This window comes from Verticiella sediminum (assembly GCF_007558815.1).
GTDB lineage: Bacteria > Pseudomonadota > Gammaproteobacteria > Burkholderiales > Burkholderiaceae_B > Verticiella > Verticiella sediminum.
The window spans coordinates 397151-411669 of record NZ_VLTJ01000042.1 but is presented as its reverse complement, the minus strand read 5'-3'; the positions used below and the strand labels follow the sequence as shown (position 1 = coordinate 411669).

Sequence of the window (14519 nt, the reverse complement as noted above, 5' to 3'; positions counted from 1 at the left end):
TGAACAAGGACAAGGAGCATCGCAATGAGCAAGTCGCTAAAGTGCGCGGTATTGACGGTCAGTGATACCCGCGACGCGGGCACCGACACCTCGGGCAACTATCTCGCCGAGACGCTGGCGCGCGCGGGCCATGAAGTGGTCGCGCGGCAGATCGTGAAGGACGACATCTACCGGATCCGCAAAGTGCTGAGCGACTGGATCGCCGACGACTGCGTGCAGGTGATCATCACCACCGGCGGGACCGGCTTCTCGCACCGCGATTCCACGCCCGAGGCGGTGCTGCCCTTGCTCGACAAGGAGATCACGGGCTTCGGCGAGCTGTTCCGCTACATCTCCTTCAAGGAGATCGGCAGCGCCACCTTGCAGTCGCGCGCCGTGGCCGGGCAGGTCAACCGCAAGCTCGTGTTCTGCCTGCCGGGCTCCACCCATGCCTGCGAGACTGCCTGGGAGGGCATCCTGAAGCACCAGTTCGACGAAACCACCAAACCCTGCAACTTCGCCACCCAGTTCGACGATGCTTGAGTTCGACGCGGCCCAGCAGCAACTGCTCGACGCGGCGCCGGCCCCGACGACGCAGCCGCAGGCCTGCGCGCTGCGCGCGGCGCTGGGCCGGGTGCTGGCACAGGACGTACATGCCGAGGTGGCGCTGCCGCCGGCGGACAACAGCGCCATGGACGGCTACGCCGTGCGCCTGGCCGACCTGGCTGCCGGTGCCGGGCTGCCGGTGCAACAGCGCTGCTACGCCGGCGAGATGCCCGAGCCGCTGCGCGCCGGCCATGCCATCCGCCTCTTCACCGGCAGCCTCATCCCGGCGGGGGCGGACACCGTGGTCATGCAGGAAGACTGCGACGAGCGCGACGGCCACGTACAGGTGCGCGAAGCGCCGACGCTGGGCCAGCACATCCGCCGCGCTGGCGAAGACATCGCTCCGGGGACGTGCATCGCCGCCGCCGGCACCCGCCTGACGGCCGCGCACGTCGCCCTGCTGGCCACGCAGGGCCATGCCGAGCTGGTCGTCTGGCCGCGCCTGCGCGTGGGCATCCTCAGCACCGGCGACGAACTGGTGCAGCCGGGCCACGCGCGCGCCCTCCATCAGCTCTATGACAGCAACGCGCCGATGCTGGCCGCCCTGGTCGAGGGGCTGGGCGCCGAGGTCGGCGCTACGCGCCATGCGCGCGACGACGAGACCGCGCTCGGCGAGGCGATCCTGGCCCTGGCGCGCGACTGCGACATCGTGCTGACTGCGGGTGGTGTGTCGGTGGGCGAGAAGGATCTCGTCAAGCCGGTCCTGGAATCGCTGGGCGGCCGGCTCGCCCTCTGGAAAGTGCGCATGAAGCCCGGCAAGCCCGTCGCCCTGGGGGCCGTGCGCGGCACGCCGGTCGTCTGCCTGCCGGGCAACCCGGTGTCGGCCTTCGCCGTTTTCACCGTACTGGTCTCGCCGATGCTGCGGCGCATGCAGGGCCGCACCGGGGTGCGCCCGCCGGTGCAGCATGGCGTGCTGCGCACTGCCACGCCGAGCTCGGACAGCCGCGAGAACTTCCTGCGCGTGCGCGCGGCCGCCGACGAGGCGGGCCGCCTCGTCCTGACGCCGCATCGCGGCCAGACCTCCGGCATCATGAGCGCCTTGCCCTGGGCCGACGGGCTGGCGCGGATTCCGGCCGACGCCACGCGCGGCGACGGCGATGTCGTTGCGTATTACCCGCTGGCGTCCTGGTTGAGCTGACCGGCGCCGCGCGGGCCGGGCCTGTCCGGCAGCGTCGCCGCCGGCTAGCGTGGAGCCCGCGGCACCGACACCTCGGCAGCCAGCGCCAGCACCTGCGGCAGCAGGATGCGCTGGGCGCCGGCCCGGTCGTAGCGCGTGCGCAGGGTGGAAAGGTTGATGACCGCGGTGGTGCGGCCGGAGACATCGCGCACGGGCGCCGAGATGGAGATGCTGTTCTGCACCTTGTTGGTGGTGATGGCGTAGCCGTCCTTGGCGGGTCGCTGTATGAGCGCCAGGATGTCCGGGTCGCTGCGGGCGCCGAACACACTGCGCTCGTGCGGCGGCATGGCGCGGATCTTCTCCAGCAATTCGGCCGGTGGCAGATTGCACAGCAGCACCCTGCCGGACGACGAGCTGAGGGCGGGGAAGCGGCTGCCGACCGGCAGGTTGACGTGGGTGATGTGGGTGCTGGGATAGTTGGCCAGTACCACGATCTCGTCGCCGTCGAGTTCGATCCAGGAGACGGTCTCCCGGGTGGTTCGCGCCAGTTCCGCCAGGCGCGGCGCATCTCGCTCGATGAGGCTGCGCATGCCGCTCAGCGAGCGCATGAGGTTGAACACGCGCAGGGTGGGCGAGAAGCAGCGCGTGGCGTCGTCGCGCCTGAGGTAGCCCAGCCACTGCAAGGTGTAGACATAGCGCTGCGTGGCGCTGCGGCCCAGCCCGCAGCGGGCGTCGATGTCTCCGATCGTGAGCGCGGGCGTGCGTTCGTCGAAGCACTCGAGGATGCGCAGGCCTTTTTCCACACCCGCGACGAACAGTCGGGCATCGGGCGCCGGGCCGTACGCCGGCGTCGTGTCCGCATCGGCGGGGCCGGTGGGTTCGCTTTTTTCGTTCATGGTGCGGCGTCGTTCAGCGGCCGCGCCACTGCGGTGTGTCATGGGCGATGAAGGCGCGCACACCTTCGCGGAAATCTTCGCTGGCGTACACGCGCTCGACGATGTCATCGTCCTGCGGCACGAATGTCCCGCGCGCACGGGCGATTGCCTGCTTGGCCGCGCCCACCGTCAAAGGCGCATGCGAGAGCAGGGTGTCGCACAGGCCTTGCACGTGGGCGTCCAGGCTTTCCGGCGCCACGATGTCCAGGTACAGGGCTGGCAGGGATTCGGCCGGCAGCAACTGGCCGAACATGAGAATACGGGCCGCGGCCGTCTCGCCCAGGGACCGGGCCAGCCTTTGCACATTGACCGCGGAGAGGCAGTTGCCCACCGTCCGGGCGATGGGCGCGCCGAAGCGGCTGCCCGTGGTAGCGACGCGATGATCGCAGGCGTTCGCCAGCGCCAGGCCGGCGCCCACGGCATATCCCTCCACGACGGCAATGGTGGGCATGGGCAGGGTCTCGACCGCGGTGATGATGGCATCGACCTTGCGTTCGTAGTCCACGCCGTCCTGGCCGCTGCGAAAGTCGACGAATTGCCCGATGTCGGTGCCCGCCACGAAAGCGCGGCCACCCGCGCCGCGGAACACGGCCGCGCGGATGTCGGGTGCCGATCTCAGGGTGCCGCAGATGGCGGCCAGTTCCTCGTACATCGACCATGTCACGGCGTTGCGCGCATGCGGCCGATCGAAGCAGATGCGGGCCACGGGGCCGTCGATCGTCAGCCGGGTCGCGCCGTCCGGCGCAGTCTGGGTGTCTGTCGTCATCGTCTGGTTCCGTTTGCGGGATCGCGAGGGCAGTGTAACGGCTCAGTCGCTCGTGCCGCCGGCGCTGCGCGTCTTGAAGCGCTTGGCGCCGGCGCTGTAGGCGCCGCTGGCGAAGTTCTCGGCGTGGGCGCTGCGCGCGGTGGCGGCCATGCGCTCGAAGAGATCGTCGTCCATGCTCTCCCACCAGGCCTTGGTCAACGCCACGGTCGTGGGTTCCCAGCGCTTGATGCGTGCCGTGATCTCGGCAATCCGGGTATCGAGGGCTGCGTCCGGCACCACTTCATGGACGATGTTCAGGGCCAGCGCCTCGCCCGCCGACACGATCTCCGAGAGCAGGATCAGGCGCTTGGTGGCGGCCTGCCCCGCGATCTCCCAGAGCAGGGCGCTGCCGGTGATCGGCGTGGAGCCGACGTTCAGCTCGGTCATGCCGATCCGGGCCGACTCGGCCGCGATGCGCAGGTCCGCGAGCAGCGCGATCTGCAGGCCGGAGCCTGCCGCCACCCCGTTCAGCCGGGCGATGATGGGTTTGCGCAGCCCGCGGATCTCGCGATAGAGCGCCATGAATTCGTCGATCCGGTCGGCGGACGCGGCGGCATCCATCGCGGCGCTTTCGTTCTGGTCCTGGCCGGCGCAGAACGCCTTGCCCTGGCCGGTGATCACCAGCACCCGGACGCTGTCGTCCTGTGCCACCTCGCGCAGGGCCTGGACCATCTCCACCCGCTGGGTGCGGTTGAAGGCATTGAGGACTTCGGGCCGCTGCAGCGTGAGGGTTGCAACGCCCTGCTGTATGGCCAGGCCGCATGTCTCGTTGTTGTTCTGGTTAAGGCTTGCCATGGTGTCGAAGTTCCTTGCGAGAGTCGTACGAGCGCCCGCGGCGGGCGCTCTGTGTTGCTATTCGGCGGAAATGCCGGTCCGGTCGATGGCCTGGTTCCAGGCGTCCGCTTCGCGGCGCATGCGTTCGGCGGACTCGGGCAGGCTCGAAGGCGTGGCCGTCACGCCCAGATCGGCCAGTCTCTTGACCACCTCGGGCTTGCGCAGGACTGCGGTGACGGCCTCGTTGAGCGTCTGGAGGCGAGCAGCGTCGACGCCTTTGGGAGCCAGGAGGGCGAACAGCGAGGCGACGGTGAAGTCGTCGACCCCCTGCTCGGAGAATGTAGGTACTTCCTGCAGGAACGCCGAACGTTCCGCCGATGTGATGCCCAGCGCGCTCACCCGGCCCGAGGGCAGGTTGGCCAGCGCGGTAGGGGCGGTTGCGAACGCGAGGTCGATCTGGCCGCCCAGGAGATCGGTCATCGTAGGGCTGGAGCCTTTGTAGGGAACATGGGTCAGCTTCTGTCCGGTCTTCTCGCGCAACAGCTCCATCGCGACGTGCTCGATCGAGCCGACGCCGGATGAGCCGTAGGTCATCGGTGTGCCGTCATTGGCCTTGTCGCGGGCTGCGAGGTCCTGCAGGCTGTGTGCGTCGAGCGGGGCCTTGGCCAGCAGCACCAGCGGGATCTCGCCCACGCTGCTGACGGCGTCGAAGTCCCGCAGCAGGTCGTAGCCTACCGCATCGGCGCCCATCAGCTTCTGCGAGAGTACATAGGTGGTCGCCGGCGTCATCAGGAGCGTATGGCCGTCGGCCGGCGCGCGGCTCGCCTGCTGGGCGGCCAGGTTGCCGGAGAACCCTGCCTTGTTCTCGACCACGACGGGCGTCTTCAACGCCTCGCCCAGGTGCTGCGCCAGCAGGCGCCCCACCACGTCCACGCCACCGCCCGGAGAAAAGCCGACAAACAGGGTGATGGGCCGATCCGGATACCCGGCTGCCGACGCCGGGACTGTGCCGGCCGCCAGGAGCAGGGCTCCAACCATGGACTTCCATACCGCCATGCGCATTGTCATCACGTTCCCCAGGGAAGTAGGTGGTACTGCGGCGCCAGGACGCAGCGGGCCGAGCCGGCAGCTTCGCGCGGCCGATGTCACAAGCGTTTTGCCGTCAATCCTTCGCGTTCCCGATCCCAGACTGCATCGGTGGATCGGGAAAGCTCCTTCTTCTGGATGCGCTGTGTCGGCGTCTTCGGGAATTCATCGATGAACACCATATAGCGCGGCACCTGGAAGTAGGGCAGGTGCGCCAGGCTCCATTCCACGAGTTCCCGCTCGGAAACCCGATGGCCATCCTTGAGCCGCACGAACAGCTTGAGTTCGTCCTCGCCCAGCTCGCTGGGTACGCCGACCAGCGCGACCTCTTCGATCGCCTGGTGGCGGGCGAACACCGATTCGACTTCCCAGGCGGAGATGTTGATGCCGCGCCGGCGCAGCATGTCCTTCTTGCGTCCGGCGTAGAACAGATGGCCGTCGGCATCCTGGGTCGCCAGGTCGCCCGTGAGGAACCAGCCGTCGCGGTACGACGCGGCCTCGGCTTCGGGGTTGTCGAGGTAGCCCAGAAAGCCCAGTTCGGGAATCCGGGCCCGCACGGTGATTTCACCGATCTCGCCGTCGGCGACCGCACGGCCCGCATCGTCGGCCAGGCGGATGTCGTAGCACGACAGGGGGCGACCTATCGAGCCCACGCGGCCATCGGGGTTCAGGGTGACGAAGTTGAGGAGTTCGGACATGCCGTAGCCTTCGCGGATCTGTACGCCGAAGCGCTGTTCGAAGCGCTTCCAGATGGCGCTCGGACAGCCGCCGCCCCAGGCGATGCGGACCCGATGCTCGCGATCGTCCGGACGCTCGGGCTGCTTGAGCAGCATGGGCAGGACAGAGCCCAGGTAATGAATGTGCGTCGCGCCCGCCGCACGCGCCTGATCCCAGAAGCGCGAGGCGCTGAAGCTCTCCTGCATCGCCAGTTGGAAGCCGCCGATCAGGGCCGCGATCGATACGGTGACGCCGGCGCCGTGATGAAGCTGCTCCCAGAACAGGAATACATCGCCGGGCTGGGCGTCCGTCATGCGCAGCACGGTTGCCGGGCCCGCGCGCATATGGCGATCGGATTTCCTGACGCCCTTGGGCAGGCCGGTGGTCCCCGAACTCGGCGTGAGCACGATGATGTCGTCGGGAGCGACGTCAAAGGGCGGCTCGCTGTCCGGCTGTGTACGCCAGGCGTCGAATTCCCCATGCCCGTCGTCTCGCCACAGCACCCGTTGGGGCGGGGAATCCAGCGCCTGCAGCTTCTGGCGATGGCCTGCGTCGGCGATCACCAGGTCGGGCCGCATGTGCCGCAGGATGTGGGCGAGCGGTTCGCCGACGAGGTGCACGTTCACCGGGACGCGCACCAGGCCGAGCTTGGCGAGCGCGAAGATGGCGTAGAGGTGTTCCGGATGCGACGGCAGCATGAGCCCCACCCGGTCGCCTTTCTTCAGGCCGTTCGCGAGCAGCAGGTGGGCGATCTGGTTCGCCCGGGCGTTGAGCTGGGCGCAGGTGATCGTCTCGCCAAGGAAGGTGCAATACACCCGATCGGGCGCCTCGCGGGCGGTGCGCTGCAGAATCCGACCGATGGTTTCCTCGGTCGGCATCGCCATTTCGATATGCCGGGAATCGTGGGCCAGGGCCGTAGGCTCGGACATGCGCACCCCTCGCTGAAGGCGGAGTAATTGAATATCAATTACGACGATTGTTTGTCGATTTAATGGTAGCGAGAACCGCGCGACGACGCCAGCGCTTTTTTCAGGTGATCCTGAGCGTTCGTAAAATGATGGGACAAATAGTGCCGCACCGTCGGACGAGGTGGCGAACGAGGCGCTACGCATTCGCGCTGGTGCCCGTGGCCGCGCCCATGGCCGGCCGCAAGGGGCGGGACCACGCACTTCAGGCCGGCCGCGCGGTGTCCTGCCGGCGCAGGTCGTCGGGCGTATTGACGTTGGCGAACGTGTGCTCGTCCGGGAAGGCGACGCGTGCCGCGCCGATCTTCTGCAGCCAGGCCTGGACCCGGCGTTCGCCGCCGGCCAGCCAGGCCTGCAGGCCGGGGCCGAGCGTGGCGGGTACCAGCATGCAGACCGGATGCAGGCGGCCGGCGGCCTCGGCCACCGCGGCCGGCGCGCCGGCGCCGACGGTGTCGGCGAGCCGGGCGACGAGATCCTCGGGCAGATGCGGCATGTCGCAGGCGACGCTGGCGAGCCAGGGGGTGTCCACCGCAGCCAGGGCGGCGGCGATGCCGCCCAGGGGGCCGCAGTCGGCGAGTCCGGGAAGGTCCGGCACGACGCGTTCGGCCCAGGCGGCGTACAGCCCCTGGTTCCGATTGGCGCTGATCCACACCGAATGCACCTGGGGCGCGAAGCGGGCATGCACGTGCGCCACCAGCGGGCGGCCCTGCAGTTCGAGCAGCCCCTTGTCGACGCCCCCCATGCGGCGGCCCTGGCCGCCGGCCAGGATCAGCCCGGTGATGCCGGTCCGGCCCGGGCCACGCATCTCAGCCACCGATGTAGCTCATCTCGATACGCGGCGAGCTCGGGTCGGCACCGCGGGCCGCCCGCTGCTCCGAATACGCATCCGTACGGGCGCTCCAGATCGTGTCCAGGGTGGCGGCGATGGCGGCGTCGCTGGCGCCGCTGCGCAGCAGGGCGCGCAGGTCGTGCCCCTGGCTGGCGAACAGACAGAGATAGAGCCCGCCCTCCGGGGACAGCCGGGCGCGGTTGCAGTCGCCGCAGAAGGTCTGGCTGATGCTGGTGATGACGCCGATCTCGCCGCCGCCATCGACGTAGCGCCAGCGGCGCGCCACCTCGCCCGGCGCATTGCCGGGCAGCGGCTCGATCGGGAACGCCTCGCCGATGCGCGCGAGGATCTGCGCGCCGGAGACGACTTCCTCGGGCCGCCAGCCGTTGGTGTTGCCCACGTCCATGTACTCGATGAAGCGCACGATGTGGCTGCTGCCCCGGAAGTGGCGGGCGATGGGCAGGATCTGGTCGTCGTTGACGCCCCTGCGCACAACGACGTTGACCTTGATCGGGGCCAGCCCGGCCGCGCTTGCGGCGTCGATGCCGCGCAGCACCTCGTGCACGCTCACCTTGCTGTCGCTCAGTTCGGCAAAGAGCGCGGGTTCGAGCGCATCGAGGCTCACGGTGACCCGGCGCAGGCCGGCATCGGCCAGCGCCGCGGCCTTGCGCGTGAGCAGACTGCCGTTGGTGGTCAGGGCGATGTCGATCGGGCGCCCGTCCATCGTGCGCAGGGGCGACAACTGCGCAATCAGCGCCTCGATGTTCCGCCGCAGTAGCGGCTCGCCGCCCGTCAGGCGCAGCTTGGTGACGCCGCGCTGCACGAAGATGCGCGCCAGCCTGGCGATCTCCTCGAAGCTGAGCAGGTCGCCGTGGGGCAGGAAGGGATGGTCCGGGCCGAAGGCCTCGCGCGGCATACAGTACGAACAGCGGAAGTTGCAGCGGTCGGTGACGGAGATGCGCAGGTCGCGCAGCACGCGCGCGCGCGTGTCGGCCACCGGCCCCGCCGAGGCGGGGCGCCATGCGAAAGGCGGTGGCTGCAGCGCGGGCGTACCGGCCTGCGCGAGCATGACCACGCGCCGGAGCGGCCGTGCGGGTGCGATGGGAGGTGCGCCCTCCTGCCGCTGCGCGGCATCCTCCCCGCGGGAGGAGTCGCGCCCCCTTCGGAGCGGCCGTGCGGGTGCGATGGGGGGTGAGCCCTCCTGCCGCTGCGCGGCATCCTCCCCACGGGAGGAATCGCGCCCCCTTCGGAGCGGCCGTGCGGGTGCGCTCATGCGAACGCCTCGTCAAAAGTCTGAGCCCGGCCGGCGTGGGTGGCGTCGTAGCCCGGCAGTTCGGCCAAGGCCTGGCGCAGCGTCGGGCCGCGCAGGATTTCCAGCAATGCTTGCATGGACCCAGTGTGCAGCATTGCGCGCCGGACTGCAAAGAAGTAGCGCTCGTCGGCGATCGGGACGAAATCCAGGCCGAAGCGCGCGGCTGCGGTGCGCACGCCCAGACCGGTGTCGGCCATGCCGCTGGCGATGTGGGCGGCGACCGCCATGTGCGTGAACTCGGCGGTTTCGAAGCCGTTGACGCGCTCGGCGGGGACGCCCGCGCGCTCGAGCAGCAGATGCGCGAGCAGGCGGGTGCTGGACCCGATCTGGCGGTTGACGAAGCGCACGTCCGCGCGCGCGAGGTCGGACATGCCGTGGATGCGCTTGGGGTTGCCGGGCCTGACGAACAGGCCGGTCTGGCGCCGGGCCAGTTCGACGAGCACGTGATCGTTCGGGCGCAGCCAGCGTCCGTATTGTTCGAGCATGGGCGCCTCGAACTCGCCCATGGGCACCTGGAAGCCGGCAAGGTCGCATTCGCCGCCGTCCAGCGCGGCCAGGGCTTCGATGGCCGTGCGGTAGCGCAACTCCACCGCCGGTGGCCGCTCGGCCAGGAGCTGCATCAGGGCTTCCACCGCGAAGCCGTGGCTGACGTGCAGCCGCAGGTGCGGCTCGCTCTGCGGCAGCAGGCTTTCCAGCTCTTCCTGCAGTTCCGACGCCAGGCTCTCCAGCGTGGGCGTGAGACGGGCCTCGATACGGCGGTTGGCCCACAGCAGGCGCTCGCCGAACGGCGACAGGTGCGTGCCGCGGCGCCGCTGCGTCACCAACAGGGGTGCGCCGAACAGCACCTCGAAGCGGCGCAGCAGCCCCCAGGCGTGGCGGTACGACACGCCGCACTGCCGACAGGCGGCGGTGATGTTGCCGGTGGCGTCGATGGCGGCCAGCAGCTCCAGCACGCCGTGCAGGGCGATGCTCTCGCCGCCGGGCTGGGTGAGCAGCCAGCCCGAACGCAGGCCGATGCGGAATTTATATGTCATGGAAAGCAGAAAAGCAGCACGCTGCGTGCCGGCGAGGGGGAGGGCGGGCCAGAGAAGCGCCTCGGTTGATGAGCCCGTTTCATGCTGTCCCGAACATGATAATCGAGCGATTCGCCGGCGAACAAGCCTGGCCGGGTCCGGCCGCCTGCGCCGGCCCTCGGGTGTTTCGCCGATGCATTGGCATGACGGATTCGGGTCTCTTAAATTATGTTTTTTTATGCCTATTAATTAGGCTTGGTGCGTCTGCCTCACGGTGATAAATTCCCAAGGAAAGCGCATGATTCGCGTTATTTATGTTCGATAAAACATAAATTGGTGGTGTGATGAGTTCCGAGAAGATCCGTTTCTACTCCCGGCCGGCAGGCGGCTGGGGGGCCTTGAAGAGCGTGGCGTCGCAACTGCTGCACCAGGACATCCCCTGGAAGGGCGCGCGCACGCTGCTGTCGGCCAACCAGCCGGACGGCTTCGATTGCCCGGGCTGTGCGTGGCCGGACAAGGATCACGCCTCCACCTTCGAGTTCTGCGAGAACGGCGTGAAGGCGGTCGCGGCCGAGGCCACGGCGCGGCGCGTGGGGCCGGAATTCTTCGCGCGGCATACCGTCACCGAGCTGCTCGAGGAATCCGATTTCTTTCTCGAGGACCAGGGCCGGCTGACCGAGCCGATGGTCTACGACGCGCTGACCGACCGCTACCGGCCGATCGCGTGGGACGATGCGTTCGCGCTCGTCGCGCGCCACCTGAACGCGCTCGCCTCGCCCGACCAAGCCATTTTCTACACCTCGGGGCGCACCAGCAACGAGGCGGCTTTCCTGTACCAGCTCTTCGTGCGCGAGTTCGGCACCAACAACTTCCCCGATTGTTCCAACATGTGCCACGAGCCCAGCGGGGTCGGGCTCAAGCAGAGCATCGGCGTGGGCAAGGGCACGGTCACGCTGGATGATTTCGAGCTTGCCGATGCGATCTTCATCTTCGGCCAGAATCCCGGCACCAACCATCCGCGCATGCTCGGCGAGCTGCGCCGCGCGGCCAAGCGGGGTGCCGCCATCGTGTCCTTCAATCCGCTGCGCGAGCGCGGCCTGGAGAAGTTCGCCGACCCGCAGGACCCGCTGGAGATGCTCACCGGCGGCGGCACGCGCATCAGTTCGGACTACTTCACCGTGCGCATCGGCGGCGATCTGGCCGCGGTCATGGGCATGATCAAGCATGTGCTCGAACTCGATGCGGCGGCGCGCGCCGCGGGCCGGCCGGCCGTGCTGGACGACGCCTTCATCGCCGAGCACACCCAGGGCTGCGCCGAGTTCGTCGATGACATCCGGGCGCAATCCTGGACGGCGCTCGAACGCGCCAGCGGGCTGTCCGAGGCGCAGTTGCGCAAGGCGGGCCAGGCCTACGCCGATGCCGGCAAGGTGATCGTGTGCTGGGGCATGGGCATCACCCAGCACCGGCACTCGGTGGCGACCATCCACATGCTGGTCAACCTGCTGCTGTTGCGCGGCAACCTGGGCCGCCCTGGCGCGGGCGTCTGCCCGGTCCGGGGGCACAGCAACGTGCAGGGCGACCGCACCATGGGCATCTACGAGAAACCTGCGCCGGCCTTCCTCGACCGGCTGCGCGAGGTGTTCGGTTTCGAGCCGCCGCGCGAGCCGGGCTACGACACCATCGGCGCCATCGAGGCCATGCGCGACGGCAAGGCCAGGGTGTTCTTCGGCATGGGCGGCAACTTCGCCATGGCCACGCCGGACAGCGCTGTGACCTGGGCCGCCCTGCAGCGCTGCGAACTGACCGTGCACGTCTCGACCAAGCTCAATCGCAGCCATCTGCTGCACGGGCGCGAGGCGCTCATCCTGCCCTGCCTGGGCCGCACCGAGATCGACGTGCAGGCCGCCGGGCCGCAGGGCGTCACGGTGGAGGATTCCATGAGCATGGTGCACCTGTCCTCGGGCATCAATCCGCCCGCCTCGACCCACCTGCTTTCCGAGCCGGCCATCGTGGCCCGGCTGGCGGCGGCCACCCTGGCGCACAGCCGCGTGTCCTGGCTCTGGCTGATCGAGGACTACGCGCGTATCCGTACCCTCATCGAGCGCGTGTTCGACGACTTCGAAGGTTTTGCCGAACGCGTCGCCGTGCCCGGCGGCTTTCGCCTGCGCAACCCGGCGAGCGAGCGCGAATGGTGCACGGCCTCGGGCAAGGCCGAGTTCCGGCGTGCCGCGCTGCCGGCCGCGTTCGAGCCTGCGCAGGGGGCCGAGCCGGTCTATCTGCTCGCCACGGTGCGTTCGCACGATCAGTACAACACCACGGTATACGGCATGAACGACCGCTACCGCGGCGTGTACGGCCAGCGCAGGGTAGTCTTCATCCATCCCGAGGATCTGGCCGCGCGCGGCTGGCGCGACGGCGATCGGGTGGACCTCGTCACCGCTGCGGACGACGGCAGTACGAGGCGCGCCGAGGACTTTCGCCTGGTCGCCTACGATATTCCGCGTGGCTGCCTGGCAAGCTACTATCCGGAGACCAACGGGCTGGTGCCGCTGTCGAGCTACGCCGACGAGGCGCGCACCCCCGCTTCCAAGTCCGTGCCCGTCAAGCTGGTCCTCGCCAGGGCCGGCGCGGCCACCGTGCAGCCCCGTCATGCAGCCCACGCCTGAGTCCGTCCTCGCCGTGCTGGCCGACTTCCCCGAGGGGGTGTCGCTGCCGCGGCTCGCCAAGCGCCTGGGCGTGCGGGCAAGCACGCTGCTGCGTGCGCTGGCCCCGCTGGGCGAGGCCGGCGCCGGCTGGCTCAGCGTGCAGGTGCAGGACGACGAATGGCGCATCCGGCTCACTGAGGCGGGCCGTGCGCGGGGGGGGCGCATGCTGACGCCCGATCTGCCGCCGCTGCCGCAGACGCAGCAGCGCGTCGCCGTCCGTCGGGTGCGCCAGGGGCACGTGCAGCCGGCCAGCGACGACCTGCTCGCCGAAGAGGTGCCGGTGGCGCTGGAATACAACGGCATCAGCCACGCCACCTTGCTCGCCACGCCGGCCGACCTGGAGGATTTCGCGCGGGGCTTTTCCTACACGGAAGGCATCATCGATGGGCCGGCCGACATCCGCGGCATCGACGTGCAGAGCACCGCCGAAGGCCTGGTCGTGCAGCTCGAGATCGCGACCGCCCGCGAAGTGCGTTTGAAGGAACGTCGGCGCGCGCTCGCCGGCCGTACCGGCTGCGGCCTGTGCGGCGTCGAGTCGCTGGAGGATGTGCAGCGCGTGCTCGCGCCGCTCGCCGTGCATGCACCGCTGTCGCTGGGCGTCCTGAGCGAAGCGCTCGCGGGCATGCGGGCCGGCCAGGCCCTGCACGAAGCCACCGGCGCCACCCATGCGGCGGCCTGGTTCGACAGCCGGGGCCGGCTGCTCTGCCTGCGCGAGGATGTCGGCCGCCACAACGCCCTGGACAAGATGATCGGCGCCACGCTGCGGGCCGAGCGCGTCGACGGGTTCGCCGTGGTGTCCAGCCGTGCGAGCTTCGAGATGGTGCAGAAGAGCGTGGCGGCCGGTATTCACACGCTGGTCGCGGTCTCGGCGCCCACCGCGCTCGCCGCCCGCCTTGCGCACGACATGGGTTTGCTCCTGCTCGGCTTCAGTCGCGGCCAGTCGGCTACCGTCTATACCTATCCGGAGCGCGTGCAGCCCTGATCAGCCGGCCGCTGCGCCTGTGCTCAAGAACCGCGCATGCCCTGGCGTTCCTGCGCCGGGCTGCTCGAGCACTGCGTATGGGTGTCCTGCGCCGCCGCGCCCGTGGGTGCGGCGCCGCCGGCCGCGATGCTGGCGGCGATCAGGTCGGCAGCCTGGCCGATCGCGCGGCGCTGCGCGGCCACGGCGGCGGCCACGTCGCTGCCTTGCGGGGCGACGCGCAAGCGGCTTGCGCAAAGCAGCGCGGGCTGCGCCGGCAGCTCGCGTATCCGCCAGGTGAGGTCCAGCGCCACCGGCGCGTCCAGCGGGAGGTCGAAGCGCTGCACGTCCACCTGTACCCGCCAGACCGGCATGCCGCCGGCGCCGATCTGCGTGACGTTCGGCGCGCCCAGGCGCTGCGTGAGGCGCTCGCCGAGCGCACTCTGGATTTCGTCGCCGAGCGGGGCGCTCCAGCGCTCGCCGTACAGCGGCCGGATCTGTCCGTCGGCGCCGCGCAGCATGACCTGCGGCTGATCCGCCTGCGATGGAATGCTCACGGGCGCCACCTCCAGCGCGTAGGCCGCGGGCGGCTGCGCGGGCAGCGACGCGTCGTCGAGCAGCGTGTGATAGGCGGGGGGCGGCGTGCTCGAACACGCCGCCGCCAGCAGGCTGGCGGCAAGAGCGGGCAGGGCGCAGCGGCGCGGCATGGTCGGGCTCC

The 14519-nt window shown here is 69.6% G+C and carries 13 protein-coding genes; 4 read left to right on the top strand and 9 right to left on the bottom strand.

Features of this window, described 5'->3' with window-relative positions:
* The first annotated feature begins 24 nt into the window (after window positions 1-24).
* Both moaB and FOZ76_RS26170 read left to right on the top strand, forming a co-directional pair.
* Complete coding sequence (gene moaB / locus FOZ76_RS26175) at window positions 25-522, top strand: molybdenum cofactor biosynthesis protein B (RefSeq protein ID WP_143951213.1); 498 nt, start codon at window positions 25-27, stop codon at window positions 520-522.
* A complete protein-coding gene (locus FOZ76_RS26170) occupies window positions 515-1723 on the top strand; it encodes a molybdopterin molybdotransferase MoeA (protein ID WP_143951212.1) in 1209 nt (402 codons plus the stop codon). Before moaB ends, FOZ76_RS26170 begins: the two co-directional genes overlap by 8 nt.
* 44 nt (window positions 1724-1767) lie before the next feature.
* On the opposite strand, the gene FOZ76_RS26165 is transcribed toward FOZ76_RS26170, so the two are convergent.
* The 8 genes from FOZ76_RS26165 to FOZ76_RS26130 all read right to left on the bottom strand — a co-directional run bounded on the left by FOZ76_RS26165 (window position 1768) and on the right by FOZ76_RS26130 (window position 10159).
* Window positions 1768-2598 (bottom strand): IclR family transcriptional regulator, encoded by an 831-nt coding sequence (locus FOZ76_RS26165; RefSeq protein WP_170235640.1) that lies wholly within the window; start codon window positions 2596-2598, stop codon window positions 1768-1770.
* A 13-nt stretch (window positions 2599-2611) separates the two neighbouring features.
* Window positions 2612-3403, bottom strand: a complete 792-nt coding sequence (locus tag FOZ76_RS26160; RefSeq protein ID WP_143951210.1) for an enoyl-CoA hydratase — start codon at window positions 3401-3403, stop codon at window positions 2612-2614.
* Between the two features lie 42 nt (window positions 3404-3445).
* Entirely contained in the window at window positions 3446-4237 is a 792-nt protein-coding gene (locus tag FOZ76_RS26155) for an enoyl-CoA hydratase/isomerase family protein (RefSeq protein ID WP_143951209.1), read from the bottom strand.
* A 57-nt stretch (window positions 4238-4294) separates the two neighbouring features.
* Window positions 4295-5284, bottom strand: a complete 990-nt coding sequence (locus tag FOZ76_RS26150) for a Bug family tripartite tricarboxylate transporter substrate binding protein (protein ID WP_143951208.1) — start codon at window positions 5282-5284, stop codon at window positions 4295-4297.
* A gap of 77 nt (window positions 5285-5361) precedes the next feature.
* The gene (locus tag FOZ76_RS26145) at window positions 5362-6948 is read right to left on the bottom strand and encodes an AMP-binding protein (RefSeq protein ID WP_246129778.1); all 1587 of its coding nucleotides are present in this window, start codon (window positions 6946-6948) and stop codon (window positions 5362-5364) included.
* Window positions 6949-7189: 241 nt separating this feature from the next.
* Window positions 7190-7789 carry a molybdenum cofactor guanylyltransferase MobA gene (gene mobA, locus FOZ76_RS26140; RefSeq protein WP_143951291.1) on the bottom strand — a complete coding sequence of 200 codons (600 nt, stop codon included), beginning with the start codon at window positions 7787-7789 and terminating at the stop codon, window positions 7190-7192.
* Between the two features lies 1 nt (window position 7790).
* The gene (gene moaA / locus FOZ76_RS26135) at window positions 7791-8882 is read right to left on the bottom strand and encodes a GTP 3',8-cyclase MoaA (RefSeq protein WP_143951207.1); all 1092 of its coding nucleotides are present in this window, start codon (window positions 8880-8882) and stop codon (window positions 7791-7793) included.
* Window positions 8883-9082: 200 nt separating this feature from the next.
* On the bottom strand, window positions 9083-10159 hold the full coding sequence (locus tag FOZ76_RS26130; RefSeq protein WP_143951206.1) for a substrate-binding domain-containing protein: 1077 nt from the start codon (window positions 10157-10159) through the stop codon (window positions 9083-9085).
* A 323-nt stretch (window positions 10160-10482) separates the two neighbouring features.
* Here FOZ76_RS26130 and FOZ76_RS26125 point away from each other — a divergent pair, with 323 nt between their 5' ends.
* Window positions 10483-12804: an FdhF/YdeP family oxidoreductase gene (locus FOZ76_RS26125; protein WP_143951205.1), complete on the top strand. Its 2322-nt coding sequence runs from the start codon at window positions 10483-10485 to the stop codon at window positions 12802-12804.
* A gap of 202 nt (window positions 12805-13006) precedes the next feature.
* Complete coding sequence (fdhD, locus tag FOZ76_RS26120; RefSeq protein WP_143951290.1) at window positions 13007-13825, top strand: formate dehydrogenase accessory sulfurtransferase FdhD; 819 nt, start codon at window positions 13007-13009, stop codon at window positions 13823-13825.
* Window positions 13826-13848: 23 nt separating this feature from the next.
* On the opposite strand, the gene FOZ76_RS26115 is transcribed toward fdhD, so the two are convergent.
* Window positions 13849-14508: a PqiC family protein gene (locus tag FOZ76_RS26115; RefSeq protein ID WP_170235639.1), complete on the bottom strand. Its 660-nt coding sequence runs from the start codon at window positions 14506-14508 to the stop codon at window positions 13849-13851.
* Between the last annotated feature and the right edge of the window lie 11 nt (window positions 14509-14519).